At 62.8% G+C, this 26,211-nt stretch carries 29 protein-coding genes and 1 pseudogene; 11 read left to right on the forward strand and 19 right to left on the reverse strand.

Annotation, left to right across the window (positions count from 1 at the left end; translation table 11 throughout):
* Positions 1 to 66 precede the first annotated feature (66 nt).
* The 4 genes from pqqB to pqqE are packed head-to-tail and all read left to right on the forward strand — an operon-like array spanning position 67 to position 3,171.
* Complete coding sequence (gene pqqB, locus NP503_RS18985) at positions 67 to 1,005, forward strand: pyrroloquinoline quinone biosynthesis protein PqqB (protein WP_127267404.1); 939 nt, start codon at positions 67 to 69, stop codon at positions 1,003 to 1,005.
* Complete coding sequence (gene pqqC / locus NP503_RS18990) at positions 1,002 to 1,760, forward strand: pyrroloquinoline-quinone synthase PqqC (protein WP_127267405.1); 759 nt, start codon at positions 1,002 to 1,004, stop codon at positions 1,758 to 1,760. Before pqqB ends, pqqC begins: the two co-directional genes overlap by 4 nt.
* Entirely contained in the window at positions 1,760 to 2,053 is a 294-nt protein-coding gene (gene pqqD, locus NP503_RS18995; RefSeq protein WP_245456776.1) for a pyrroloquinoline quinone biosynthesis peptide chaperone PqqD, read from the forward strand. Before pqqC ends, pqqD begins: the two co-directional genes overlap by 1 nt.
* Positions 2,050 to 3,171: a pyrroloquinoline quinone biosynthesis protein PqqE gene (gene pqqE / locus NP503_RS19000; protein WP_127267407.1), complete on the forward strand. Its 1,122-nt coding sequence runs from the start codon at positions 2,050 to 2,052 to the stop codon at positions 3,169 to 3,171. The genes pqqD and pqqE overlap by 4 nt, the downstream gene beginning before the upstream one ends.
* A 19-nt stretch (positions 3,172 to 3,190) precedes the next feature.
* Here the strand turns inward: pqqE and NP503_RS19005 are convergent, their stop codons facing one another.
* The 11 genes and pseudogenes from NP503_RS19005 to NP503_RS19055 form a co-directional block, all read right to left on the reverse strand.
* Entirely contained in the window at positions 3,191 to 3,808 is a 618-nt protein-coding gene (locus NP503_RS19005) for a hypothetical protein (RefSeq protein ID WP_127267408.1), read from the reverse strand.
* Between the two features lie 75 nt (positions 3,809 to 3,883).
* A complete protein-coding gene (locus tag NP503_RS19010; RefSeq protein ID WP_236382785.1) occupies positions 3,884 to 4,849 on the reverse strand; it encodes a DUF3592 domain-containing protein in 966 nt (321 codons plus the stop codon).
* A gap of 119 nt (positions 4,850 to 4,968) precedes the next feature.
* A complete protein-coding gene (locus NP503_RS19015) occupies positions 4,969 to 5,577 on the reverse strand; it encodes a class I SAM-dependent methyltransferase (RefSeq protein WP_127267409.1) in 609 nt (202 codons plus the stop codon).
* A 152-nt stretch (positions 5,578 to 5,729) separates the two neighbouring features.
* Positions 5,730 to 6,827 carry a GH25 family lysozyme gene (locus NP503_RS19020; RefSeq protein ID WP_127269863.1) on the reverse strand — a complete coding sequence of 366 codons (1,098 nt, stop codon included), beginning with the start codon at positions 6,825 to 6,827 and terminating at the stop codon, positions 5,730 to 5,732.
* Between the two features lie 147 nt (positions 6,828 to 6,974).
* Positions 6,975 to 7,763: a phosphodiester glycosidase family protein gene (locus tag NP503_RS19030; protein ID WP_127269865.1), complete on the reverse strand. Its 789-nt coding sequence runs from the start codon at positions 7,761 to 7,763 to the stop codon at positions 6,975 to 6,977.
* A gap of 76 nt (positions 7,764 to 7,839) precedes the next feature.
* Positions 7,840 to 8,712: an undecaprenyl-diphosphate phosphatase gene (locus tag NP503_RS19035; RefSeq protein WP_127269867.1), complete on the reverse strand. Its 873-nt coding sequence runs from the start codon at positions 8,710 to 8,712 to the stop codon at positions 7,840 to 7,842.
* 188 nt (positions 8,713 to 8,900) lie between these two features.
* Positions 8,901 to 9,098 carry a hypothetical protein gene (locus NP503_RS19040; RefSeq protein WP_013532087.1) on the reverse strand — a complete coding sequence of 66 codons (198 nt, stop codon included), beginning with the start codon at positions 9,096 to 9,098 and terminating at the stop codon, positions 8,901 to 8,903.
* A gap of 186 nt (positions 9,099 to 9,284) precedes the next feature.
* Positions 9,285 to 9,401: pseudogene (locus tag NP503_RS33305) on the reverse strand (GFA family protein); the annotation flags it as partial.
* A 92-nt stretch (positions 9,402 to 9,493) separates the two neighbouring features.
* A complete protein-coding gene (locus tag NP503_RS19045) occupies positions 9,494 to 10,450 on the reverse strand; it encodes an alpha/beta fold hydrolase (protein WP_127269869.1) in 957 nt (318 codons plus the stop codon).
* 43 nt (positions 10,451 to 10,493) lie between these two features.
* Entirely contained in the window at positions 10,494 to 10,979 is a 486-nt protein-coding gene (locus NP503_RS19050; protein WP_127269871.1) for an SRPBCC family protein, read from the reverse strand.
* Positions 10,980 to 11,352: 373 nt separating this feature from the next.
* Positions 11,353 to 11,601: a ParB N-terminal domain-containing protein gene (locus NP503_RS19055; protein ID WP_127269873.1), complete on the reverse strand. Its 249-nt coding sequence runs from the start codon at positions 11,599 to 11,601 to the stop codon at positions 11,353 to 11,355.
* 155 nt (positions 11,602 to 11,756) lie between these two features.
* Here NP503_RS19055 and NP503_RS19060 point away from each other — a divergent pair, with 155 nt between their 5' ends.
* From NP503_RS19060 to NP503_RS19080, 5 genes are read left to right on the forward strand one after another with little or no spacing between them, the layout of a single operon-like run.
* A complete protein-coding gene (locus tag NP503_RS19060; RefSeq protein ID WP_127269875.1) occupies positions 11,757 to 13,400 on the forward strand; it encodes a N,N-dimethylformamidase beta subunit family domain-containing protein in 1,644 nt (547 codons plus the stop codon).
* A 1-nt stretch (position 13,401) separates the two neighbouring features.
* Positions 13,402 to 14,781: an aspartate aminotransferase family protein gene (locus NP503_RS19065; RefSeq protein WP_127269877.1), complete on the forward strand. Its 1,380-nt coding sequence runs from the start codon at positions 13,402 to 13,404 to the stop codon at positions 14,779 to 14,781.
* A 10-nt stretch (positions 14,782 to 14,791) separates the two neighbouring features.
* Positions 14,792 to 15,721 (forward strand): 3-keto-5-aminohexanoate cleavage protein, encoded by a 930-nt coding sequence (locus NP503_RS19070; protein WP_127269879.1) that lies wholly within the window; start codon positions 14,792 to 14,794, stop codon positions 15,719 to 15,721.
* A gap of 12 nt (positions 15,722 to 15,733) precedes the next feature.
* A complete protein-coding gene (locus NP503_RS19075; RefSeq protein WP_127269919.1) occupies positions 15,734 to 16,249 on the forward strand; it encodes a GNAT family N-acetyltransferase in 516 nt (171 codons plus the stop codon).
* On the forward strand, positions 16,246 to 17,274 hold the full coding sequence (locus NP503_RS19080; RefSeq protein ID WP_127269881.1) for a histone deacetylase family protein: 1,029 nt from the start codon (positions 16,246 to 16,248) through the stop codon (positions 17,272 to 17,274). Before NP503_RS19075 ends, NP503_RS19080 begins: the two co-directional genes overlap by 4 nt.
* Positions 17,275 to 17,289: 15 nt before the next feature.
* Here the strand turns inward: NP503_RS19080 and NP503_RS19085 are convergent, their stop codons facing one another.
* The 3 genes from NP503_RS19085 to NP503_RS19095 all read right to left on the reverse strand — a co-directional run bounded on the left by NP503_RS19085 (position 17,290) and on the right by NP503_RS19095 (position 20,247).
* Positions 17,290 to 18,555, reverse strand: coding sequence for a cysteine desulfurase-like protein (locus tag NP503_RS19085; RefSeq protein WP_127267822.1), 1,266 nt, complete (start codon positions 18,553 to 18,555; stop codon positions 17,290 to 17,292).
* Between the two features lie 53 nt (positions 18,556 to 18,608).
* Positions 18,609 to 19,676 (reverse strand): aldo/keto reductase, encoded by a 1,068-nt coding sequence (locus NP503_RS19090; RefSeq protein ID WP_127267823.1) that lies wholly within the window; start codon positions 19,674 to 19,676, stop codon positions 18,609 to 18,611.
* Positions 19,677 to 19,791: 115 nt separating this feature from the next.
* Entirely contained in the window at positions 19,792 to 20,247 is a 456-nt protein-coding gene (locus NP503_RS19095) for a hypothetical protein (RefSeq protein ID WP_127267824.1), read from the reverse strand.
* Positions 20,248 to 20,641: 394 nt separating this feature from the next.
* Here NP503_RS19095 and NP503_RS19100 point away from each other — a divergent pair, with 394 nt between their 5' ends.
* Complete coding sequence (locus tag NP503_RS19100; RefSeq protein ID WP_023706483.1) at positions 20,642 to 20,806, forward strand: hypothetical protein; 165 nt, start codon at positions 20,642 to 20,644, stop codon at positions 20,804 to 20,806.
* A 54-nt stretch (positions 20,807 to 20,860) separates the two neighbouring features.
* Here NP503_RS19100 and NP503_RS19105 read toward each other — a convergent pair whose 3' ends face one another.
* On the reverse strand, positions 20,861 to 21,367 hold the full coding sequence (locus tag NP503_RS19105) for a DUF1993 family protein (RefSeq protein WP_127267825.1): 507 nt from the start codon (positions 21,365 to 21,367) through the stop codon (positions 20,861 to 20,863).
* A gap of 137 nt (positions 21,368 to 21,504) precedes the next feature.
* Here NP503_RS19105 and NP503_RS19110 point away from each other — a divergent pair, with 137 nt between their 5' ends.
* Positions 21,505 to 22,557, forward strand: coding sequence for a DUF1176 domain-containing protein (locus NP503_RS19110; protein WP_127267826.1), 1,053 nt, complete (start codon positions 21,505 to 21,507; stop codon positions 22,555 to 22,557).
* A 29-nt stretch (positions 22,558 to 22,586) separates the two neighbouring features.
* On the opposite strand, the gene NP503_RS19115 is transcribed toward NP503_RS19110, so the two are convergent.
* Genes NP503_RS19115 through NP503_RS19130 form a run of 4 tightly spaced genes read right to left on the reverse strand, consistent with a single transcriptional unit; the run spans position 22,587 to position 26,166 of the window.
* The gene (locus tag NP503_RS19115) at positions 22,587 to 23,477 is read right to left on the reverse strand and encodes an alpha/beta hydrolase (protein WP_127267827.1); all 891 of its coding nucleotides are present in this window, start codon (positions 23,475 to 23,477) and stop codon (positions 22,587 to 22,589) included.
* Positions 23,478 to 23,509: 32 nt separating this feature from the next.
* A complete protein-coding gene (locus NP503_RS19120; protein WP_127267828.1) occupies positions 23,510 to 25,120 on the reverse strand; it encodes an NTP transferase domain-containing protein in 1,611 nt (536 codons plus the stop codon).
* Positions 25,117 to 25,821: an XdhC family protein gene (locus NP503_RS19125; protein ID WP_127267829.1), complete on the reverse strand. Its 705-nt coding sequence runs from the start codon at positions 25,819 to 25,821 to the stop codon at positions 25,117 to 25,119. The genes NP503_RS19120 and NP503_RS19125 overlap by 4 nt, the downstream gene beginning before the upstream one ends.
* A gap of 6 nt (positions 25,822 to 25,827) precedes the next feature.
* On the reverse strand, positions 25,828 to 26,166 hold the full coding sequence (locus tag NP503_RS19130) for an XdhC family protein (protein WP_127267830.1): 339 nt from the start codon (positions 26,164 to 26,166) through the stop codon (positions 25,828 to 25,830).
* Positions 26,167 to 26,211 lie beyond the last annotated feature (45 nt).

Here is a 26,211-nt window from a genome sequence, read left to right on the forward strand (position 1 = left end):
GCGCGAAGCGTTTTTTGTGACTGCAAATTGCCTGCAGGTCAGAGAAGCCGGCGCGCGGGCATTTTCATGCATTTGAGGATCATCGGATCGGCGGCGGGCGGCGGCTTTCCGCAATGGAACTGCAACTACCGTCTGAGTCGTGCGGCTCGCACCGGCATGGCCGGGGTGCATTCACGAACCCAGTCCAGTATCGCCGCCTCCGCGGACGGGTTCGGCTGGGTTCTTTTCAATGCCTCGCCCGACATTCGCCAGCAAATCGCTGCAACACCTGAACTGCAGCCTGCGGGCGATGCGCCGCTGCGCTCCACGCCTATTCGCGCGGTGGTGCTGACCAACGCCGATGTCGATCATATCGCTGGACTGCTCAGCCTGCGCGAGCGGCAGCCTTTCGCCATTTATGCAACGGCGCAGGTTCTGGCGACGCTGGAGGCGAATTCGATTTTCAACGTTCTCGATCCAGCGCTTGTGCCGCGGCGCATCCTGCCGCCGGCGAAAGAATTGGCCATTTGCGACGCAGAAGGCCGCGAGACCGGCGTAATGATCGAGCCCTTTCCAGTGCCCGGGAAGATAGCACTCTATCTGGAGGATAGAGACCATCCGGATGCCAATTTCAGCTCCGACGCAGGTGATACGATCGGAGTCCGAATTGCCGGCATCGGCAGCCGCGGCTCCGTCTTCTATATTCCGGGCTGCGCGCGCATCGATGCGGCCTTGCGCACGCGTCTCACCGATGCCGCCTGGCTTCTGTTCGACGGCACGGTCTATACCGACGACGAGATGATCGTCGCCGGCGTCGGTCAGAAAACCGGCGCGCGCATGGGGCATCTGGCGATCTCGGGAGAATCGGGTTCGATCGCAGGCTTGGCCGATGTGAGGGTCGGCCGTCGCGTCTTCGTCCACATCAACAACACCAATCCCATCCTTGACGAGAATTCCGCCGAGCACGCGGCGGTCAAGGCGGCCGGCTGGGAAATCGCAAGCGACGGTATGGAGATGGAATTTTGAGCGACTTCCGCGATGCAGCCAAAGGCGGACTCTCCAAGAGCGCTCTCGAAGCCGTGCTGAGGCAGGTTGGCGCCGAGCGCTATCACAATCGCCATCCCTTTCACCACAGGATGACCAGCGGCGCATTGTCGAAGGCCGAGATAAAGGCCTGGGCGCTGAACCGCTATTGCTATCAGGCGGTCATCCCGCGCAAGGATGCCATGATACTCGTGCATGCCGAGGATCCAGCGTTTCGCGCCGCGTGGCGCAAGCGGATCGAGGATCATGACGGCGAGGACGGCTGGAGCGGCGGCATCGCGCGCTGGCTGCATCTGGCAACTTCGCTCGGCCTGGACGCCGAGGCCGTGAAGAGCGAAAGGCTGGCACTGCCGGCGACGCGCTTCGCGGTGGGCGCTTACCTTTCCTTTTGCACAAACCGGACGTTGTTCGAGGCGGTCGCGTCCTCGCTGACCGAGATGTTCTCGCCACTCATCATCGGCGAGCGGGTGCCGGCAATGCTGGCCAAATACGACTACATCACCGAGGACACGCTGGCCTATTTCAGGCAACGGCCCGAACAGGCCTCGCGTGACGCCGACTTCGCCCTCGCCTACGTGCTCAGCCATGCCGATACGGCGGAGCGCCAGCAGCAGGCAATCGATGCACTGGTGTTCAAATGCGATATACTCTGGGCCATGCTTGACGCGCTTCAACACGCCTATGGCGAGCAGGGAAACATACCGCCCGGCGCCTTCCAGCCCGAGGCAGCCCAATGATGGCGCTGCGCGAAAGAGCCGTGGTGTCGTTGCGATCGGTACCTTCGCTGCCGAAACACGTGCGCATACAATACGATTCCGTGCGGCAGGCATTCGCCGTGCTTTCACCCGAAAAGATATTCTGGCCGAACGATGTCAGTCTCGATATTTTGCGCCGCTGCGATGGACGGTCAACGGCAGGCGATATCATTGCTGGCCTTGCCGCGGATTATGAGGCCGAACAGGAGGCCGTGGCGACCGACGTCCTCGCCTTCCTGCAGGAATGGTCGGACAAGCTGCTGGTGAGGTTATGAGCACGCCCCTCCTCCCTCCAATCGGCATGCTGGCGGAACTGACGCATCGCTGCCCGCTGCAATGCCCTTATTGCTCCAATCCGCTGGAACTGCTGAAGGCCAATCGCGAACTCGACACAGAGACCTGGCTCGCCCTGTTCTCGGAGGCCGCCGATCTGGGAGTGCTCCAGGTGCATCTGTCCGGTGGCGAGCCGACACTGCGCCGCGACCTCGAGCAATTGATCGCCGGGCTTGCGGGGCGCGGCGTCTACACCAATCTGATTACCGCGGGCGTTGGCATCGTCGAGGGCCGTATCGAGGCATTTGCCGAAGCCGGCCTCGACCATCTGCAACTGAGCTTTCAGGGCGCGCGGCCGGCGACCACCGATCGCATCGGCAACCACAAGGGCGCTCACGAAAAGAAGCTGGAGACGGCACGCCGCGCGCGCGTTGCCGGTCTGCCTCTTACCATCAACGCACCGATCCATCGCCATAACATCGAGGAAGTGCCGGAATTCATCGATCTCGCCCTTTCGCTGGGCGCGGAGAGGCTCGAGATCGCCAATGTGCAGTATGCCGGCTGGGCGTTGACCAATCGCGACCAACTGATGCCCGAGCGTGAAGCGGTCGACAGGCAGGCGGAGATCGTTGCGGAGGCACAGGAGCGACTGGCCGGCATCATCAACATCGATTTTGTGACGCCGGACTATTTCGCGATCTATCCCAAGCCGTGCATGGGCGGCTGGGCGCGGGACGCCTTCATGGTGACGCCTGACGGCACCGTACTGCCCTGCCATGCCGCACAGACGATCCCGTCGCTCAGCTTCGAGCGTTTCGAACCACGCAGGCTGTCCTCGATCTGGGCCGATTCACCGGGGTTCAATGCCTTTCGCGGCACGGACTGGATGCAGGAACCCTGTCGCGGCTGTGAGCGGCGCGAGATCGACTGGGGCGGCTGCCGCTGCCAGGCGATGGCGATCGCCGGCGATGCCGCTGCAACGGACCCCGCTTGCGCGAAATCGCCGATCCATGCTCGCATGGCAATGCTGATCGACGAAGCCAAGCGCATTGCCACAGCTCCTTCGAGAGAAGAACCGTTCGTCTACCGGCGGATCGGTGCCATGACCGAATCCGCCTGACCTGGCGAGAAAGCGCTTCTCACCCCCTCCGGAAAACGCGAAGCGTCTGCTCGTCAAACAATGGCTCGTCCTGGCCGATGCGCACAAACAGAAGCCTGTGCCCCTCACCCGCCGGCACCTCGAAATACTGGATGCCGTCAGGCATTTCACCCCAGTCGCCGCAGGGCGGTTCGGGAACCTCGTCGGAACTGGCAAGCGCTTTGAGTTCTTCCGCATAGGAGGCGTCAGGGCTGAATGAGTAGCGTTTGACGCCTGCAGGCTCCGTGCCCTGCGTGTAAGGCGTCAGCACGCAGCGGGCGCTGACAGTCTTGTCGGTTTTTTCCAGGAACAGGCGGCGCAATGCAGCCTCGGCAGTTTCACCCGATATGATGTCGAACAGTTCGACGAGAGGATCGGCCGCGCCGCCGTCGCTGTATTTGATGGCAAGCGCGTTGTCGGCGAATTCGAAATGAATCTGGCGGAAGCCGAAGTCGCAGCGTTGCGCCCAGGCGGCCAGCCCGATATTTTTGTCAGACAACCTTTCCCAGACGCATTTGTCGATCGGCGAGCGCGACGGCGCCGGCTCGTCTGCCATCGCGGACATTGTCGCGGATGCAAGCAGGGCGCAGGCCCAGATGATCGATCGCACCCTATTCATCGCTGCATCCTGTCAAGGTAAAGGCATCCCATGCGGAGCCGTCTGAATTGGCATTGGCGAAGTCGGCTGGCACGCTCAAACCAGCCCGAGCAGAAAGGCCGCGCCACCGAGAAAACCTGCCGAGCAGGTCCATAGCAGCCAAAGCCCCCGGACCCGGCATTCGAGCACTGCCGAGCCGGGGTTGGCGGGGTCATAGTGGACGTCGACCTTGCTGCCTTCGATATACTGCCGTGCCTGGCCGCCGACGAGGCCGGACAGCGAGGCGGTCACGGTGGCGCCGAACGTTACACGATCGGCGCTGTAGCGCTGGCCGGCGACGCCATAGGAGTAGACGATGCGGGATTTGAAGACGGTGCGCCAGCGGCCATAGCCTGAATGGTTTCGGAGCGCCTGCAGACCTGAAGTGTCGATGCGGCCAACCACGATCGGCCATTTTGCCGCCTGCTCGGCCAACGCTTTCTGGGCGAAACCGATGCTCAGGATGAACAAGCCCATAAAAAGCAGCAACGCCGCGGCACCGAGATTCTGCGGTTTGGGCAAATGCGGCCCGATCGCCTCCAGAACACCGCCGACGGAAAACACCAGCACAACCGCGCCGAACACTAGGCCGGCCGAGAGTTGGACCATGAACTTGAAGGCGCCGTCCGGCAGGGTGCGCTCGATCACCGCTTTGCTCGGATCGGCCGGATTGTAGAAGACAGTCACCTCCGCGCCGCGGGGAAACTGGGCAAGGGTCTCCGTGACTTCGAAATTCCCCAAATTCTCTTTCACGCTGTAGCGCGAGCTTTGAAATTTCTTGCCGCCGATCTTGTATTCGAAGGTGATCGCCGGAAAATTGCGCATTTCGGTGGTGTCAGTGCTGTCCGAACCAACGCCCGAGTTTCTGACCTCACGTGCCTCGACGCGCGAGGAAATGATCTTTCCCGGCGTCGGCAGCCAGCGGCTGAGTGCCTTCACCTCTCGCCATTTCATGAAGGTGATGAACGACAGCGCGCCCGCGACCACGCAGGCAAAGCCGACAAGCATGATCTTGAGTTCCAACTCGTCTCCCCCCAGGAGTGCAGGAACTCGCACATAGACAGCAAGGCTGCGGCAATGTCTTGCTTATTCGCAAAATCTGAAAAGGTTGAGCAGCGCAAACGGCAACAGCCCACGCCGCGTCATGCAGGCTTCACGGCCAGGAACGTGTTCCATTCTTCGCTATCGCGGCCGACGTTGAAATCGTCCCTGATGAGGACGAGCCCGGCGCCTTCGAGACGGGCCGCGAAGTCGTCCCTGCGCCAGTAGACCGTATGATATTCGCCTGATGTCTCGCCGTCGCCATTACGCATCGAGACGAGAAAGGCGCCGCCCGGGCGCAGCGACCCGGCTATCTTGGCAAGCACCTGGTCGGTCTCGTCGCGAGGCACATGGATGAGGACGCACAGGGCCAGAACCGCGTCGTAGGGGCCGCCGAGATCATCGGTGATGAGATCGAGCAACTCGCCATGCTTGCCACGCGCGGCCTGCAGTTCCAGAAACCGCTTGGTCGCGTCGGTGCGCCGGACTTTGACACCCAAAGTCTCCAGAAAATCCGCGTCGTATCCGGCTCCGGACCCGACTTCCAGAATCCGGCCGCCTGTACCGGCGATTGCCACCAGGCGCTTGAGCGATGCCTGCTCCCTCTCGTTGGGAACATGGCGCACGATGGCATCATATTGTTCCGCATAATCCTCGTAAGCGCTGATCGTTTGACGGCTCTGTGCCAGAGCCTCCGATGACACACCCATCTTTCCTCCCATGCGTCCATGTCGGTCAAAGAGCCGGACACTTTCCTCAGCGAATGCTGCCGGCGGAAGCGTGTCCATCGAGCAGCCCGATGTCGCGTTGCCCAGACCGCGGACATCAGGCAGAGCGAAGTGCGCCGGGACTGACGACTGTCTCAGTTGGCGTCGGCTACCGTCTGCCGGCCGCCGGCCCAGGCGCGCCATTGCCGTTCGTCGCCATGGAAGACATTGAGGTCTATGCGGCCGGTGACGCCGTGCGACAGGCCGGAGCCGGAATACTGCCAGAACAGCCATTTGCGGCCGGGATAGACCTTTGACGGATGCTGGGCCACGGCACGCAGCCAGAACGGATAGTCGAGGAATTCGCCCCTGAGATTGTCGCGGTAGAAATCGGGCGCGGTGTAGATGATGGGACGTTGGCCGTAATGCCGCTCCAGCTTGTCCATGAACACCTGCATCTTTTCCAGCACCTTTTCGCGCGACGGCCGCCGCTTGCAGCTGGACTCGCCGTTCCATTCGACGTCGATCACCGGCGGCAGTGCGCCTTCGACCCTGGGCACGTTGCGGATGAACCAGTCCGCCTGCTCGCCGGCCGTGCGGCACCAGTAGAAGAAATGGTAGGCGCCGCGCTTCAAGCCGGCGGCGTCGGCGCTGCGCCAGTTTTTCATGAACATCGGATCGAGGTGGTCGCCACCGTCGGTCGCCTTGATGTAGGCGAAGTTGGCGCCCTGGGCCCGCAATTTGTCCCAGTTGACGTTGCCTTGCCAACGCGAGACGTCGACGCCGTGCACTGCAAGGCGGCGAGGCGAACCCTTGCCGAAATTGATCGGCTTGGCGTCGCGAAATCCGTAACGGGTGAGCGGCCCGGCCAGCATGGCCGGTGCCGCGCGGGTCAACAGCTTGGGCGGCGACACCAAGGCTGCCGGCTCGACCGGCAGCCCGCCGACATCAGGCACTTGGGGATCAGGCACGTCGGGCGCGGCAAACACGCCCGTCTCTTCCTCCTCCGCCAAGCCGAACGGGCGCGGTTTTTCCCCCGGACCGTTGTCAGACATGGGAGCCAATCCGGCCCTTGCCGCCCTGTTGCCCCTTGCCGCCGGAGCAGCGGCGATCGGTGCCGGCGGCCGGATCACGGAACTGGTGGTCTCGTTGGACGGTTTCTGCAAATCCAGCGCGTCGACGCCGGCCGTCGACGAGCAGCCGGCAAGGCATAGCGATGCGATCAAAAAACTGACGACGCCCGGAATCCGCATCTGGACCTGTACTCAAAACACAACAGACCGAGGGCAAAACGACAGCCGACGGACAAACCAGATCAGTTATGAATGAGAAATTACCAATAAAGTTTGAATCAAGTTTTTTTCGCCCATACCGCGTGCGGCAAGCGCGATGGAAACCGGCTAGGATTTTTTGAAAACGCCGATCATCGGCCCGAGATTCCAATAGTCGTCTTTGCGGCCGATGGCAGGCGCAAACAAGCTTGATATCGTGCCGTCGAGGAAGAGCGCGTTGTCGCAGCCGAGCGCATCGCGGAACAGACGGGCGAAGGCATGGAAGGTCACCATGCCGTTCGAAATCGCAAAAACCGCGACGCCGTCCTTTCGCACCCCGACACCGTCTCGGGTTTTCCGCGAAGTGCCGTCAGCCTGGAATTTTGGATGCAGCTTGCCGTCGATCACCAGCATCGGCCCCGATTGCGTCGCATAGTCGACGGTCGGGCGCCTTTTCACGAAATCCCTGGTGGCGCGGACCGCGGCCTTGCCGTCGCGCATGTAGAAAATGCCGTTCGGCTGCAGGGAAAAATTGCCGCTTCCCGATCCCGTTTTCACCGAGGCCATCTCCTGGCCACGCTCGACATAGAGGCCGACCGGCGCGAGGTTCGGGTGATACATACCGGCATTGATGCCGAACAGCATGGTGCGCCCTGCCGCCTGTTGCGTGGCATGCAGATTGTGCAGCGACTGAAACGGCTTGCCCGCCGCATCCTTCCAGAACAGCTCGAGCTGATATCGTTTTGGATCGACCTCGCAAACGAGATAGCTGGTCGCCTCGAAGGTGAAGTCCCGGCATGGCGGCAGTGAAGCGGTCCACTGGCCAAATCCCATGCCAAATGCCGCCACCGACGGCAGTGCGCCCTTGGCCAATGCCAGCAGCAACGGCAATGATTGCAGGAGGGTCAGGAAATCCATGCGCTTACCGGAATCGAAGTTCGAGGTCCGGTACGGATATAACCTGTTTCAAGCGAGACTGTGAAAGGCTCTGGACTTAGGCAAGCCATCCCATGGCGACGCTCAACAACAAGACGATGCCGAGCAGGCCGCGATAGATGACGAACGGCCAGGCCGAGAAACGCTCCAGCACGTGCATCAGCCCCCATATGGCGAAGAAGGCGGAGATCGACGCAACGACCAGCCCGACAGCAAGCACCGACCAGCCATGGGCGTCGAGATGGACCTTGTGCAGTTCCCAGAGTTCCTTGAGGCCGGCGAGCGCGATGGCAGGCAGCCCGAGCAGGAATGAGAAGCGCGCCGCCTCGGCCCGCTTGAAGCCGAGCCCCAATGCCGCCGTCAGGGTCGAGCCCGAGCGCGACACGCCGGGGACAAGTGCGCCGATCTGGGCAACACCGACGAGCAGCGCATCGGTCAGCGACGCACCCCCCATGCTGCGCCGGTGACGAGCAAAGATCTCGGCCAGCGCCAGCAGGATCGCCATTGCGATGCAGGCCCAGCCGATCACCGTCAGGCTGCGTAGCGGCGAATTGCAGGCGTTGAGCACGCCAGACAGCGCCACGCCGGCGATGACGATCGGGATCGTCGCCAGCACGATCCAGAGCGCCAGCTTGAAATGCCGGTCGGCGAAATCGCGTCGCGCCAGAGCGTTGAAAGAACCAAACAGGATATTCCTGACATCACTCCAGAAATAGCTGACCACCGCGGCAAGAGCCGCGAGTTGCATGGCGGCGGAGAAGGCGGAGCCAGGATCCTGCCAGCCGAGCACGGCCGGCACGATGCGCATATGGGCGGTCGAGGAAATCGGCAACAGTTCGGTGATGCCTTGCACCACGCCGAGGAACGCCACCTTGGCGAACCCCAGGCCGACGAAGCCCGTATCCAGGCCTTGTGTGCAGATATCGGCCAAAATCGAATTCCGTGCATGAGAGATCGGAGTTGCGTGGACCGACCATCGGTCAATCCCGGGCAAGCCTTATCGTCATGGGCCGGATAATCAATTTACGGATTTGTAAGCTGGCGTGCCGAAGTGCACGCCGTTCGAAACCGGCCCACCTTGGAGCCGGCTTGAGATACACAGCGAAAATCGCAAAGCGACTACGGGCAGAGCCAGAGTTTCTGGCATGTCCTGGCGATCACATGCGCCGGCGGCACTTCGGGCTCATCGGTCGAAGGCCGGCGAGCCCGTTCGAGCAGCATGCGCACCTGTTCGGGGCGCACACGATCGCGCTCCATCACAAGCAGGACCATCGGATCGCTCAAAAGCTCGTCCAGGGTGCTGATGCTGTCGTTCATCCGTCGTCTCCTCGAATGCCGTACCCGCGACCCATAAATAGGGAGACAATGATGGCCCGCCAATGACGCTTTGCCGGCTATCTCGTGTCGATTTGGATTAAATTTTGGCCATGCTTGCGCTCTCCCCTGGCCCTTGGCGCTGCGCGTCGATCCATTTCCTTCCACAACAAGGGGAGAAGGGAAAAATTAGCCTGGCGGAGGGGCGCCTTCGTATTTCGGCAGGCTGTCATCGAGCACCACCCAGGGCTGCCTCGAGCCCGTGAAAATATGCATTTGCGGCTTGAAAACCGTGGGATCGTCGAGCCATGCGAGTGGGGGTTAAGCGATGACGCCGAAAGCCGTCATCGCTTCCATGGAATGGCCGGCTGCCCGCTAACAGCCGGCGGCTTTGGCGTTCACTCCGTTTCGCCGACGACCTCGTCCCAGGTTTTGACCTTGGTCTGGCCGTTGAGGAACGGCAGCGCGGCGGCCGTCAGTTCGGGGGCGAAGAAAGTGTCGTAGTGGGTGCGGTTGGGCAGGATCGCCAGGCGGTTCTGCGACAGGTTCTCGCGCATCCAGCCGGCATCCTTCAGCCCGCCGCCGAGCATCTGATAGAACTTGATCTCGTGTTCGGGCTTGTACATATCGCTGTCGCCATAGACCAGCATGACCGGCATCTTCAGCTTGGCGACGTCGGCCGAGTAATCGCGGTTCTGACGCATGAAGCCGCCCAGCGCATCGAGGAGCTTCGGGAACTCCTCAGGATGCGGCGCCACGGCGACGTAGGATTTGTACATCGGCGTGTCCTTCATGAACTCAGCCGCGGCCGCGCTCACCTGTGCCTGCTGGGGACGCATCTCGTCATAGAAGCCGTCCGTGGCGTAGCCCGTCGATACCAGGACGAGGCGGCGTACCGCTTCGGGATGCTGGACGGCCATGCGGAAGGCGACGCCGCCGCCCAGCGAGTAGCCCATGAGATCGACCTGATCGTAACCGAGCGCCTTGACGATGGCGGCCATGTCGTCGCCCATCGCCTCCACGGTGAATGGGCGGTCGCCCAGCGCGGTGCGACCGTGACCCTGCAGGTCGACGCCGATGACGGTGCGGTTTTCGGCAAGTTTCGGCAGGATCGGCGCGAACATATCCGTGGTGCCGAGACCGCCATGCAGCAGAAGCAGCGGCTCGCCCTTGCCATAGATGGCATAATAATAATTCAGGCCGTTGATCGGCAGCAGGCCGGACTTTTCCGGCTTCGGCAGTGCGTTCGTCTCAGTCGTCATGGCGGGTTTTGTCTCCTCCGCATTGGTGGTGCCTGGGCAGCCAACGAGCGCTGCAACCGAAGCAAGAATGGCGAAAAACAGGGTTTTGGACATATCGATCTCCTCTCGTCATGCCGGTATCAGAGCGTCATGCGGATCAAAGCGTTTTGGCGAGTTCTTCGAGCTGGTCGGCGCACTGTCCCCAACCCTCGTGGAAACCCATCTTCTCATGCTGTTCGCGGTCGGCGACGCTCCAGTGCCTGACCCGAGCGATGTAGCGGGTCTTGCCGTTGCCCTCGTCCTCGAAGGTCAGCGCGACGGTCATGAACGGCTTTTCCGAAGGCTGCCAAGCCTCTGTGTAGGCGTCGGTGAGGACGATCTTCCTGCCGGGAACGACTTCGAGGAAGACTCCCGGGTTGGGGAATTCGTTGCCGTCCGGGCTAGCCATGACGACAAGGCTCGAGCCGCCGGTGCGCACATCCATCTCGGCGCGCGGCGTCGTCCACGGCTTTGGCGAGAACCAGCGCGTAATCAGTTTCGGGTCGGTCCAGCAGCGATAGACGTTCTCGCGCGGTGCATCGATGATGCGGGCGAGAACCAGTTCACGGTCATTGGTGGGGGCGATGTCGAGCTTGATGGTCATGATGGCGTCCTGCGTTTGATCTGGCTTCCGTCCCAAGGACGAGCCGATGAACCGCAAACCGACATCGGCCAGTGAAAAAATGTCGGCACCGTCTCGATGGGCCCAAGGCGTTCCCCACCTTCGTCATCCACGGGCGGAGCAGGAGCGGAGCTCCGTCGCGGAGACCCGAGGATCCATGCCGCGACCGTTGTCGAGGAATGCAGCGGAGCAAGAATTCCGCACCGTCGTGACGCGTTGGAGTCGCGGCATGGATCCTCGGGTCTGCGCCGCGTCGCTGCGCTCCTTGCTCCGCCCGTGGATGACGAAGCGATCAGGGTTCGAGCCAATCGCCAAGGCATTCGATAAAAACTTCTGCGCCGAGAAACTCGATGCGTCAGTGGCGCTTGGCTTGCACCAGATAAGCCTCGATCTCGGTCTCGCCGAGCCACCTTGCCGCCTCGAGCCGGTGCAGGCCTTCGACGAGGATGTGGCGCTTGCCGTCATGGCGGACCTGGATCGGCGTCTTCATGCCGTTTTCCAAAATGTCCTCGGCCAGATGGCGAACGGTCTCGGGATGCAGCGTCTTCTTGCGCGCCGTCGGCACGTAGATCTCGTCGACCTTGACCTTTTGCACTCTGAGCATTCCGACCCCCGTGGCGGAAACGCCGCCTCCACTGAGATAGTCCGTTTGATGGAGGCGGCCAAGGGTGCGGCTAGCGAATGCTGGCCCGATCGTTTCTATTTGACGCGTGACCGGCAGATCGCCGAAATGGCGGCCCTCGACCTTTTCAGGTGTTCATGACCCATCTGCCGACCGAATTCCCCGATTTCGGACTGACGCCGGAGCAGCGCCGCCACGCGGTGCGTGACCATTATTACGAATGGCCGGGGATGGATGGCGAGCGCGGCGAGATCTGGTGCTACAGCGACCGGTTTTCCTATCGCGCCGGCGAAACGGTGGCGTTGCATGTCAGTTCGACAGCTCCGAACTTCGGCATGACAATCACCCGGGATGGCGGCAGCGAGACCAAAGTGTTCGAAAAATCGGGCATCGCGGCACGCCGGCAGGACACACCCGACCAGTGTTCGGCTGAAGGCTGCGGCTGGGACGCATCCTTCGAATTTCGCGTCGGGGCGGACTGGCCGTCCTGCGCCTATCGGGTCACGCTGACCGCCGACGGGCGCGACGGCAAGCCGATCCAATGCCACCATATTTTTATCGTCAGCCCGCAGCCGGGCCGTAAACCCGGCCGTGTGCTGCAGGTGGCGGCGACGGGCACCTGGCTGGCCTACAACACCTGGGGCGGTTCCAACCACTACCAGGGCATTACCGGGCCGGACCGCAACCAATACTCGCCCATCGTGTCGACACAGCGCCCCTGGTGCCGTGGCTTCGTCGTGCTGCCGAAAGATGCGCCGCGCGTGCCGCTGGAAGTCGCCGTACCGCCCAAGACGATCCCGCGCTATCCGCACATGGAATGGGCGCTCGCCACAGGCCATTCGAAAAAGTACGCCTCGTCGGGTTGGGCCAGCTATGACAGCCATTTCTTCCGCTTTGCCGAGCGAGCCCGCTATCAAGTCGATCTCGTCAGCCAGCATGATCTCCATTCTTCGCCCGAAATTCTCGACGGCTACGACTGCGCCGTCTTCGTCGGCCATGACGAATACTGGACCTGGGAAATGCGCGATGCCGTCGACGCCTATGTCGAGCGCGGCGGCCATGCGGCGCGCTTTGCCGGTAACTTCATGTGGCAGACGCGGCTCGAGGACGAGGGCCGCCGGCAGGTCTGCTACAAATATCGCTCGCGTGCCGAAGACCCCGCCTATCTCCCAGGCAGCGACGTCACCCGCGCCACCAATTCCTGGGAAGCGCCGGAAATCGGCCGGCCGGGTTCAGCGACCTTCGGGCTCAACGCGACGCGCGGGGTCTATACCGGTTGGGGCGGCTGCGCGCCGCGCGGCGTGCGTGGTTTTCCGGTCTACCGGCCCGAGCACTGGGCCTTTGCCGGCACCGGCATCTACTATGGTGACCTGTTGGGGGCCGACAGCCATGTCTATGGCTATGAGGTCGACGGGCTCGACTTCGAGATACTCGGCGGCCTGCCCTACCCGACCGCCACCAGCGGCGCACCGGAGGGGTTGCAGGTTCTCGCCGTCGGCATGGCATCCCAGGTTGAGGAAAGCGCCGATATCCCGATCGAGGACCAGTTCCTCACCGACGAGGATGGCCGCTTCACCGCCGAGACGCTGTTCGGCGAGGCGAGCGACGCCAATCTGGAAAAGGTCAAACGCGGCAACGGCATGATCGTCAATTTCCCGCGCGGCAAGGGCGAGGTGTTCCACGCCGGAAGCTGCGAATGGGTCGCCGGCCTGCTAAGACAGGACCCGATGGTCGAACGCGTCACCAAAAATGTCCTCGATCGTTATCTCGGAAAGCCCTGACATGTCGAAAGTCCAGACCGCCGCGCAAGCCACCGACGCCCGGCGAGACTCGCATCTGTTCTATCTGTCCAGCCTGCGCCGGCCGCTGATCGACCGCGCCGAGGGCATCTATATGTGGACGCAGGACGGCCGCCGCTTCATCGACGGCTCGAGCGGCCCGATGGTCGCCAATATCGGCCACTCCAACCGCAATGTGCTGGATGCCATGAAGCGGCAGATGGACCGCGCCACCTTTGCCTATCGGCTGCATTTCGAGAACGAGCCGGCGGAGGAGCTGGCACGCGAACTGGCCGGCAAGCTGCCGGAAGGCATGGACCGCATCTTCTTCGTCTCGGGCGGCTCGGAAGCGACGGAATCCTGCATCAAGCTGGCGCGGCAATGGGCCGTCGCCACCGGCCAGGCCAGCCGCTGGAAGGTGATCACCCGCTTCCCCTCCTATCATGGCGGCACGCTGGGTTCGCTCTCGGTCACCGGCGACGATGCGCTGGCCGAAACGTTCGAGCCGATGATGCGGGCTATGCCGACCGTGCCGGCGCCGAATGCCTGGCGCGACCGCGACAATCTCTCGATGGAACAGCGCGGCATCCGCTATGCCGACATGCTGGAGGAGAAGATTCTTGCGGAAGGTCCAGACAGCGTGGTCGCTTTCATCATGGAGCCGATCGGCGGTGCGGCGACCGCGGCAATGGTCGCGCCGGACAGCTATTATCCGCGCATCCGCGAGATCTGCGACCGCTACGGAATCCTGCTCATCCACGATGAAGTGATGAGCGGCGCCGGCCGCACCGGCAAATTCCTAGGCGGCGACCATTGGAACTGCAAGCCCGACATCGTCGCGCTGTCGAAGGGGCTGGGTTCGGGCTATGCGCCGCTTGGCGCGCTCGCCGCCCCGATGCGGCTGGTGCAGCCGCTGCTTGACTCCGGCGGCTTCCAGCACGGCCACACCTATGCCGGCAACCCGCTGGCCTGCGCCGCCGGGCTTGCCGTGCTCGGTGAAATGGACCGGCTCGACCTGATCGCCAATGCGGCCGCCATGGGTGATGTGCTGATGGACGGGCTGAAGGGGCTGGCGAAGCGGTTTCCGTTCATCGCCGACGTGCGCGGCAAGGGCCTGCTCACCGGCGCCCAGATGGTTGCCGATCCAGAGACGCTGAGGCCGATCGACCAGACCAAGAAAGCCACGCAGCGGCTGCTCGACCTCGCCTATGAGCGCGGGCTGATCATCTATGGCCGCAGGGTCAAGGGTGGCGTCGACGGCGACAATTTCATGGTCGCGCCGCCGATGATCGTCACCAGCGAACAGGTCGGCGAGATCGTTTCCATCATCGGCGACTCGCTGGAGTTGCTGGCTGCCGAACTCGACCTGCCGGTCGAAGGCTGAGGCGACAAAGATGGCGCCTAGAAAAGTCATCATAACCTGCGCCGTCACCGGCTCGGTGCACACGCCGTCAATGTCGCCCTATCTGCCGGTGACGCCGGACCAGATCGCGGCGGAGGCGATCGCGGCGGCCGAAGCCGGCGCGTCGATCCTGCATCTGCACGCCCGCGACCCGAGGGATGGCCGCCCGACCGCCGATCCGGACGTCTACATGCAGTTCCTGCCGCGCATCAAACAGGCGACCGATGCGGTGATCAACATCACCACCGGCGGCTCGTCGCTGATGACGCTCGATCAGCGGCTGGCAGCCCCTTTGCGGGCTGAACCCGAAATGTGCTCGCTCAACATGGGTTCGATGAATTTCGCGCTGTTCCCGATGCTCGACAAGCCAAGGGAATGGCAGCACGAGTGGGAACCCAAGCTGCTCGAAGCGACGCGCGACACCATCTTCAAGAACACCTTCGCCGACATGGAGGGCGTGCTGGAGCGGCTGGGCAAGGGCTGCGGCACGCGCTTCGAATTCGAATGCTACGATGTCGGCCATCTCTATTCGCTGGCGCATTTCCGCGACCGGGGTCTGGTGTCGGGGCCGCTGTTCATTCAGTTCGTGCTGGGCATTCTTGGTGGCATCGGCGCCGACCCGGAGAACCTCGTCCATATGAAGCGGATCGCCGACAAATTGTTCGGCGACAGCTACCAGTTCTCGGTGCTGGCCGCCGGCCGCCAGCAGATGCCGCTGATTTCGATCGCCGCGGCGATGGGCGGCAATGTCCGGGTCGGGCTGGAAGACAGTCTCTATGATGGCCGCCAGTTGGCGAAATCCAATGCCGACCAGGTGCGCCGCATCCGTGGCATTCTCGACGGGCTGTCTCTGGAGGTTGCAACGCCAACCGAAGCGCGCGACATGCTGGCGCTCAAGGGCGGCGACCGGGTGGCGTTTTGAGAGACGACCGTGATCAATCCAACATCCAATGACGTCCTCTTACGCCCCGGCCGGATCGAAGACGTCGAAACCATCCACGCGGCGATCCTGAAGCTCGGCACGCATATCGGCGCGCCCGAGGAGATCTTCTCGACGCCGGACGATCTCAGAACGTACGGCTTTGGCGAAAAACCCGCCTTTTCGACCCTGATCGCCGAAGTCGGCGGGGAATTTGCCGGGCTTTGCCTGCATTTCCCGATCTTTTCGACCTGGATGGGGCGGCCTGGCGTCTATGTGCAGGACCTCTATGTCGAGGACCGGTTTCGCGGCCGCAAGATCGGCGAGCGGCTGTTGCGGCATGTTGCGGCGCAGTGCCGGAACGAAGGCGGCGTCTATCTCCGGCTGTCGGTCGACACCGACAATGAAGGCGCCAAGACTTTCTACGAAAGGCTGGGCATCGCCTGGTCGAGCTATGAGCAGACCCAAAAAATCATCGGCGAGGCCTTCTTTGCCTTCGCCGACGCGCCGGAAAACGGGGATCACAAATGAAAGCCTTCTATGCCGAGGAACAAAAGCGTCACGACCCCAAGGCCTTCCTGTCAAGCGGTGCGGCACAGCCCAATCCGGAACAGCCGGAGCGCGTCGAGAGATTGTTAGCCGGCGCATTATCTGCGGGTTGCACGATCGAGCGGCCTCGCAATCATGGGCTCGGTCCGGTCGCGGCGGTGCATACGCCCGAATATCTGGATTTCCTCGAGCATATCTACGCGCGCTGGCAGCGCATCGAGGGTGCTTCGGCCGAAGTGATCCCCAACATCCATCCGATCGCGCGCAACGGCTCGTATCCGGCCTCGGCAGTCGGCCAGGCCGGCTACCATATGGCCGACACCGCTTGCCCGATCTCGGGCGAGACTTGGCAAAGCGCGCTGTGGAGCGCCTGGACCGCGGTCGATGCGGCCGAGGCGGTGATGTCAGGCGTACCGGCCGCCTACGCGCTATGCCGCCCGCCCGGTCACCACGCCTTTGCCGATGTCGCCGGCGGCTTCTGTTTCATCAACAACTCGGCCGTCGCGGCGCAGGTTCTGCGTAAGCAGGCCGCACGGGTGGCGATCCTCGATGTCGACCTGCATCACGGCAACGGCACGCAAGGCATCTTCTACGCACGGCCGGATGTGCTGACCGTCTCGCTGCATGCCGATCCCGTGCGCTTCTATCCGTTCTTCTGGGGCCATGCCGACGAGCGCGGCGAAGGGCCAGGCCTCGGCTACAATTTCAACCTGCCGCTGCCGCGCAAATCCGACGACGCGGCGTTTCTCGAGGCGCTCGAGGTGGCGTTCCAGCGCATCCGTGCCTTTTCGCCGGACGCGCTGGTCGTGGCGCTCGGCCTCGACGCGTTCGAGGGCGATCCGTTCGGCGGACTTTCGGTGACGACGCCGGGTTTCTTGCGCATCGGCGAGGCTATCGCAAAGCTCGGCCTGCCGACGGTCATCGTCCAGGAGGGCGGCTACCTCTGCGACGAACTCGGCGACAATCTCACCGCGTTCCTCACCGGCTTCGGCGGCAAGACGCGGTGAATGCTCAAGCCAGCGTCAGGAGCGCTGCTGCCTGAGCATGGCGATCACACGGTGTACGCTCTCCAGCGTCTGGTCGATTTCGGCTGCAGTGTTGTAGTGGGCGATGCCGATACGCACGACGCCATGCTCGGCCGGAATGCCGAGCTGGTGGACGATCTCCCAGGCATAGTTGTGGCCAGACCACAGGAAGATGTTTTCGGCGTTCATCTGCCGCACGATCGTTTCGGGCACGATGCCATCGACGGTGAAGGAAACCGTCGGCACGCGCTCGCCGAGCCGCTTCGGATCGGTGATGCCGTGGATGGTCAGGCCCTCGACATCGGACAGGCCATCGATCAGCTGTTGCGCCAGCGGGTTTTCATAGGCGATCGAAACCGCAAACGCCTTGGCGATCTTCTGCCTTCTTGAACCGCCCTCGCCCGCCGCCGCGCCAAGGTCGGCAAAGTAGTCGACCGCGGCGGTGAGACCGGCCATCAGCTCGATCTGCGGCGTGCCGAGTTCGAACCGCTCCGGCAGGCCGTTGGAAGAGCAGCGGCACTTGTAGGGCTCCAGCGTCTCGACGACGTCGCGCCGGCCCCACAATATGCCCATATGTGGGCCGAAGAATTTGTAGGCCGAGCAGATCAGGAAATCGCAGCCGAGCTCCTGCACGTCGATCAGACCGTGAGGCGCGAATTGGACGGCATCGACATAGACAAGGGCGCCGGCATTCCTGGCCATCGCAGTCAGCGCCTTCACCCGATTGATCGAGCCGGTCAAATTGCTGGCGTAGTTCAACGCGACCAGCCGTGTCTTCTCCGAAAACAGACCGGCCAGCGTCGCCTCTTCGACCTGCCAGCTCTTTTCATCGAACGGCAGCCAGCGCACGACGAGCCCGAGATCCTCGGCCAGCTGCAGCCAGGGCGACACATTGCCCTCATGGTCCATGCGGGTGAGGATGATCTCGTCGCCGGGCTGCATCGTGCGGCCGAGCGTGCGCGACATGTGATAGGTCAGCGTCGTCATGTTGGCGCCGATGATGATTTCCTCGGGGCTGGCGGCGCCAAGGAAATCGGCCATGGCCTGGTGCGCGTCGTCGACGACGGCCTGCGCGGCGACCGTGGTTTCGAAAAAGCCGCCAAGGTTGGCATTGGTGGTCAACAGGCAGCGCGACACCGCGTCCGCCACCGCCTGTGGCACCTGCGTGCCGGCAGGATTGTCGAGATAGATGCGGCGGCGGCCCTTGTCGGTCAGGAAGAGAGCCGGAAATTTTTCACGCACTGCCTCGACTGGAAAATTCATTGCTGCTCGCTCCCGTTGTAATCATTGGATATTCGGCCTGCGGCCAATCCCGTTCAAGGACAGGGATTGCCGACCCGCTGGTGGATCGCGTCCACCGCCTTCTGCATTTCTTCGGTCCAGGTGACGTCGACAGAAGACAGCGCCATGTCGAGCTGCGAAAGCGTCGTTGCGCCGACGATGTTGGAGGTTACGAACGGCCGGCTCGAGACATAGGCATTGGCAAACAGTGCCGGCTCCAGGCCAAAGGAGCGCGCCAGCTCATTGTATTCAAGTTGTGCTTCAGCGGCACCTGGCGTCTCGTAGCGCTGGCCGCGATTGAACAGCTGCGAGCGGGACCCCTGCGGTCGCGCGCCATGGTCGTATTTGCCGGTGAGATAGCCCTGTGCCAGCGGCGAATAGGGCAGTAGCGACACTTGCTCGCGCTCACAGACCTCGGCGAGGTTCACCTCGAAAGTGCGGTTGACGAGATTGTAAGCGTTCTGGATCGACGCGACGCGCGGGCCGATGCCCTTGTCGGCTTCGGCAAGGAACCGCATCACGCCCCAGGAACTCTCGTTCGACAGCCCGAAATGGCGGATCTTTCCCGCCTTCACCAGTTCGTCGAAGACGCCAAGCGTCTCGGCGATCGGTGTTTCGTCGGCCGGTGCGCCGACGGAATCGGCGCGCGGCGACACGGCGCCGACGCGCGTCGGGTTGCCGCCCCAGGGGATATCCCGCTCCGGCCAGTGGATCTGGTAGAGGTCGATATAGTCGGTGCCGAGCTTGGCCAGCGACTTGTCGATGGCGTCAAAGATGTCGGCGCGCACCAGTTGCGACGGCCTGTCGCCGCGAAACCAGCTGTTGGCCGTGCGGCCGACGACCTTCGAGGCCAGGATCACCTTGTCGCGGTTGCCCTTGGCTTTCATCCAGTTGCCGATGATCTTTTCGGTCCGTCCCTGCGTCTCCGCCTTGGGCGGGATCGGATAGAGCTCAGCGGTGTCAATGAAATTGACGCCACGCGAGAAAGCCAGGTCCATCTGGGCGTGGCCTTCGGCCTCGGTGTTCTGCTGGCCCCAGGTCATGGAGCCCAGGCAGATCTGGGTCACAAGAAGATCGGTCCGACCGAGACGGCGTTTGTGCATGAAATTCGGCTCCGGAGGAAGGCTGGCGCGACTGCGCGGAGGAAGCCGCATCTATAGGCAAAGCAGAGCCGCTCTCCAAGCCTCGCCAGACCGACTTTTGCGTGAACCAGCCGGGTTAGCGGCGAGCACCGGCTAGTGCACGGCGCTTGGCCTCGTCGATCAGCATGTTGGCCACTTGCATGCGGATCATGGCGCGCTGGCGCAAATGCGGGGCGACACGGTCGGGATGGTTGGCAAAGGCAAAGCGGCGGCGCATGCGGCTGAAGTCGGCGACCTGCCTGGGCTGATCGAGGCCAAGTTCGACGGCGATGGCTTCGGGATCGATCGGCGGCAGCTTTTCCTCGGGCTTTGGCTCTTCGCCGGCGAGAGCCAGCTTGGCATGATCGAGCAAGGCGGCGAATTCCGTCGCCAGATCCGCGCCCGCCTCGCGATATTCGGCAGCGGAAACCTTGATGCGGCCGGAATGGAGTTCATCGGCCACCGAAAGATAGTCAAACGGGATGGATGGACGAGCGCCGGCCTCTTCGCCCTCGCCATTCTTGTCGGGGGCGATGAAGAGGTCGTCGAGCAACGAAGCGAAATCCCGCTTGGCGCCAGTAGCGATGTCAGCCTCCCCCTCGCCCGACCATTCGGGTACCGAAGCATAGAACCGGCTCGTTAAAAATGCATGCCACCGATCTTAACGAATTTAGCCGTCGCCTGCACCGCTTGACCCACCGCAACCCCAAGAAACAAAAATTCAGACTGTATTTTTTTGCAGTCCGGAATTCGCCAGGTGTGGCGAGGAAAAACCGGCCATGTAGCCAGCGTTCGAGGCTACGATACGCACCGGCCAAAAGTTTCGCCCGTTAGAGAAAATGTCGAAAAATTCGCCAAGACATGGCAGGTATGCAAATGCTGCACTGCACAATTGTCACGATTCACCTATATTGGCGGATGTGGAGGACCAATTTGGGGCTTGAATCATGGGTTTCTTCACTGAAATGTTCGCCCGGCCGCGGCCGCAGGAGCATCTGAGATACCGCTCGGCGCTCGCGCTGCTTCATTCGATGAGCAATGCCGACCGTGCCGACATCGGTATCAAGCCGGCCGACTTCCCCCGCATCGCCCGCGAAATGTCCGTTCGCTAGGTACTTCCGGTGATGTCCCGGATCGATCCGGGACATCTCCAAAAACTCAATTCCCTAGCGCGTTCCCAGGAATGTCGCCTTGCCCAACGGCACGCCATTGTGGCGAAGAATGTCGTAGGCCGTGGTGAGGTGGAAATAGAAGTTGGGCATAGCCACATGCAGCAGATACTGCAGGCCGGGCATCGAACTTTCCCGTCCGCCAAGCTTCAGCTCGATGATCTTGTCGTCGGAGCCGTCGAACTCGGCAGCCGAAAATGTGCCCAGAAGGTCGAGGGTCTTGGTGATGCGCGCCTGAATTTCGGCGAAACTCGCCTCGTTGTCCTCGTATCTCGGCACGTCGCGCCCGGCGAGCCGTGACGGCGCGCCCTTGGCATGATCGGTGGCGATCTGCACCTGCCTGGTCAAGGCGAACATGTCTGGCGCCAGCCGCGCCGTCAGAAACACCTGCGGGTCGATCTTGCGGTCAAGCGCATTCTGTTCGGCGGTCGCCAGCACATCGGAAAGCGCTTTCAGCCTGGCCGAAAACACCGGCACGGACGCCTCATACATCGATATCGTCACGTCAAATCTCCTGTCCGGCCGAACGCCGGCGGACGCGACGTAGCGCCTTCGCGCGCGATTCTTCAAGTCCGTCGAGCCTGCGTCACCACGTTGCCGCAATCGCCGTCGTAGAATCCTCTATCGAGCGGAGGTTCCCGATGAGACGCGCCCTTTTCGCAGCGACTGCCTTTCTCTCCCTGGCACCGATCGGCCAGACGGTATTGGCTGCCGACGATGCCCCCGAAGCGCCCTATATCGACGATCGGTCGAGCGCCGACGCGGTTGTCCGTTCGCTGTACAGCGCCATCAGCCGGCACGAATTCGCCCGCGCCTGGGGGTATTTCAGCGATACAAAGCCGGCAAAGGATTTCGACAGTTTCGTCAAGGGTTTTGATGGGACCCACAAGGTCGAGGTCGAGACCGGAGCTGTTTCCGACGAAGGTGCGGCTGGCAGCATTTTCTACAACGTCCCCGTCGCCATTCGCGCGACGGACAAGGCCGGCGGCGAAAAGGTCTTTGCCGGTTGCTATACGCTGCGCCAGGTGAATGCCCAGATCCAGGCGGAGCCGCCCTTCGATCCGATCCATATCGAAAAAGGCGCGCTGAAACCCTCCACCGCCGATTTCGAAGAGGCGCTGCCGCCAAGCTGCGGCGACGGGCCGCCACCGCCAAAGAAAGACACCGCACTGGAGCAGGCCAAGAAGGCCTTTCTGGCAACCTATGGCGACCAGTGCGACAAGCAGTTCCTTGCCAATGAGCCGACCGTTTTTTCGATTAAATACAAGGACAAGGATGCGCAGCCCGGCGAACCCGACAAGGAGACGCGGCTGTTCCATTTTTCCTGTTCGGCCGCGGCCTACAATGAAAGCTCGATCTACTACATGACCGACGACGTGTCGGGCGTGCAGCAGTTGCAGTTCGCCGAGCCCAAGATGGACATCCGCTACGAGAACAATGACAGCAACGGCAAATTGCTGGGCATGAGTATCGTCGGTTTCCAGACGTCCGGCTGGGCGGTCAATTCCGACTATGATGAGGCTGCCCACACGATCACAACATTCAACAAGTGGCGCGGCATCGGCGATGCGTCCGACGCAGGGACGTATCTGTTCCGCAACGGCAATTTTTCGCTGGTCCAGTATGACGTCGATGCGTCCTATGACGGCGAGCAAAATCCGGAGACGGTTGTCGACTATAACACCGCGCCCTGAGCATCACACGAGCTTGCAGGCTGCGTCGATCAGGGCGCCTTCGACAGCATCCAGTTGAGCGTGCCGCGCCAGTCGGTCATGCGGATCGGCGTGCCATGGGTGCCGGTCTCGAAGCGGACGAAGCGGGTCGGATAGGTCTTCGATTTGGTCAGGATCGAGCGAAAGAACGCCTCCTGCTTTGCCACGGGGTAGACGACGTCGTGGCTGCCCTGGCCGAAGAAGACCGGCACGCGGCGCTTGAAGGCCGGGCTGGTGAAAAAGCTCTCATCCCACAGCGAACCGAGCAGCAGCAGGCCATTGATGCGTCCGCCTGTATCCTTGCGCGCGGCCAGCTTCCAGCATAGCGCGCCGCCCATCGAGCCGCAGGCGACGAAGATCTTCGCGCCTGGCGACTGTTCGGCATAATGACCGATCAGCGCCGCCACCTGCGCCGCTCCCTTGTCGCCGAAATCGGGGAAATCAGGACTGAGATAGAGGCCGCCATTGCCGGCCATCAGGTTCTTGAGCCGGTTGAAATTGCCGCCGAAGGTGAAGTCGTCGACACCCTGCTTGCGGCTGCCGCCCTGCCCGTGCAGATAAAGCACGATGATGCCGGCGCCCTCGGTCTTGCCTGCGGCGACATGCCTGACATCGCCGGCATCGGTTTTCAGCAACAGATCCTGCTGCATCTTGCGGACGCCGGTGTCGGTGTATTGGGCGTTTACCCGGCGCTCCGGCACCTGGTCACGCTGGTTGATATCGCGCATCTCGCGGTAGTCGATGACGGTATAGGCGCCATTGGTGTCGGACGATAGCGTGGCCGGATAGGCGAAGAGATCGTCCTTGAAGGGTTTTAAGGACAGCGTCTGGCTTTGCGCGGCCGGAGACAGCAACGCGGTCGCGACTGCAAAGGCACAGAAAATTTGGCAGCGGATAGACATGTCCAAGGCATGCGTAATTCGGCTTGGGTTTGTCAATCCTGCAGCACGCCGCCGGCGCCTTCCAGCGCCTCGCGTGTGTCGACATCGACTGACGCCGCCGCGCCGATTTCGACATCGATGACATCGAGCCCTTCGGTCTCGACCAGATGGCGCGCGCCTGTGTCGCCTTCGAGATGGGCGATCGCCGGAAACAGCGAGCGCGGCAAAAGCACAGGGTTGCCGCGCTTGCCGTCATGCGAGGCGCGGACCACCGCGTTGCCGCCGGCCTTGCGGAAAGCATCGATCAATCTGTCGAGGTCATCGGACGTGATATCAGGCATGTCACCGAGAACGATCATCACGCCGGCGGAATCTTCCGGCAGATAGGCGATGCCGGCTTTCAGCGAGGTGGACAGGCCCTCGGCAAAATCGGGATTGTCGGCGAAGGTCACGTCGAGGCCCACCAGCGCAGCGCGCACCCGCTCGCGCTGGTGGCCGGTGACGATGACAGTGCCGGACGCCTTCGAGCCGAGCGCCCGCTCGGCGGTGCGGCGCACAAGCGGCTTGCCGTCGAACAGCGCCAAAAGCTTGTTCGGCCCGCCCATGCGGCTTGAGCGGCCAGCGGCCAGCAGCACGATGCCGACCTTGAGCTGGCTTTTGGCCGGCAGCGGTTCGCGCGGCTGCGGCCGTGTCGGGATTTCCATCAACAGCCCGCCGACCCCCATGGCGGCAATATCCCTGGCCGTCACGTCGAGGCCAGCGATCAACCGGTCCAGCACCCAGTCGAAACCATTCTCCTTGGGGCTGCGGGCGCAGCCGGGCGCGCCGATGATGCGCTTGCCATCGAGCGTGCCGAGCACCAGCAGATTGCCGGGATCGACCGGCATGCCCGCGCGGATGACTGCACCACCCGCCTTCTCGATCGCCGCGGGAATGACATCGGCAAAATCGCTCATCGCCGAAGCGCCGAAGATCACCACCATGTCGTTGTCGCGCGCCAGGGAGACCGCGGCCTCCGCCACTGGCGCGACCTCATGCGGCGTGCGGCGCTCCGCAGTCAGCCTGCCGCCCGTACGCGCCAGCCGCGCTTCGGTGACGCGCAGCGTCTTGTCGAGCACGGAAGGCTTGATGCCCGGCAGAACCGTCTGGATGACGCCGACACGCACGGGCCGGTAGGCATTGACGGCAAATATCTCGCCCGCGGCGCAGATTTCTGTCGCAGCGTCGACCAGCGCTGAACTGACCGCGAAGGGAATGATCTTCACGGTCGCGACCATCTGGCCTTTCTCGACCGGCGCATGCTGCGCCAGCGTGGCGATGGTGATGGCGGGATCAATGGCATTGATGGCATCGATGACAGCGGCATCGACCGTGAAGATGCCCGGCGCCTTGGCATGGAGATTGACCCGCCCGGTCGCGGCAGGCCTGGCTTCGATCCCGCGAAAGGTCATGCTCTCGGCAATCGTTTGCGCGGCCGCATCCTCGCCGAGGTCGTCCTCAGTCAGCACAGCCGCAACGACCTCGGAAACACCGGCAGCCCGCAGCAGCGCCACATCTTCAGCGCTCAGCCTGTGCGCCTTGCGGAAGCGGCGTTCGCCGGCGGTGGTGGAGTGCGCCAGCACCGCGCCTTCCGCGGTCTCGATCGGGATCGGGCCGAATTTCACGCCGCCGCGCCCTTGGCATCGAGACCGCGCGAGCGGAAGGCGTGGATTGCCTGGGCCAACACCGCAACGGCGATCTCTCCCGGGCTGGCAGCACCGATGTCGAGCCCGATCGGCGCATGGATACGGGCGATCTGATCGGCGCTCGCGCCCAGCGCCAGCAGGCGTTCGACCCGCTTGGCATGCGTCTTCCTGCTACCGAGCGCCCCGACATAGAAACAGTTGGCGTCGAGCGCGGCCTTCAGCGCGAAATCATCGACCTTCGGGTCATGAGTGACGGCGGCAAGCGCCGTATAGCTGTCGAGCGGCTGACGCTTCAGCACATCCTCCGGCCATTCGGCATGAAGCGCCACATCGGGAAAGCGGTCCGGCGTGGCGAAGGCGGTGCGGGGGTCGATTATCTCCACGGGATAGCCGGCGATCCTGGCCATCGGCGCCAGCGCCTGGCTGATATGGACAGCGCCAATCACGACCAGACGCGGCTGCGGCAGATGCGCGTTGAGAAAGAAATTCCGCCCCTCTGCTTCGACCGAACCGGAGTTGCCTGTGCGGAACGCCCTGGCGATCGCGGCGCCAAGATCGCCGGCGACCTGATCGCCTTCGCGCACGATGCGGTCGCGGCCGTCACCGAGATCGGTGACCAGGATCGCCGCGCGGCGAGCGCGTCGTTCGGCGTTCAAAATTTTTAAGGCGTAGGGATCCATCCGAGATCAGCCCAGTCTTTCCACGTACACCTTGATGCGGCCGCCACAGGACAAGCCGACCTGCCATGCGGTCTCATCGGCAACACCGAACTCCAGCATCCTGGCCTTGCCGCTGTCGATGACGTCGATGGCCTCACTGACCACAGCGCCTTCGACGCAGCCGCCCGAGACGGAGCCGTGGAAATTGCCGTCGGCGTCGATGACCAGATGGCTGCCTACAGGTCGGGGCGCCGAACCCCAGGTCTCGACCACAGTCGCGATGGCCACGTCCTTGCCGTCCTTCATCCAGCCCTCCGCGATGATCAGCGGGTCGCGGGCCTCATCCAGATAAATGCTGCTTTCCATGACCGTTTCTCCAGAAGTCTGTTTTTCTCGGGATCTGTTTTCCGG

The sequence above is a fragment of the Mesorhizobium sp. SEMIA396 genome (assembly GCF_024518615.1).
Classification (GTDB): Bacteria; Pseudomonadota; Alphaproteobacteria; order Rhizobiales; family Rhizobiaceae; genus Mesorhizobium.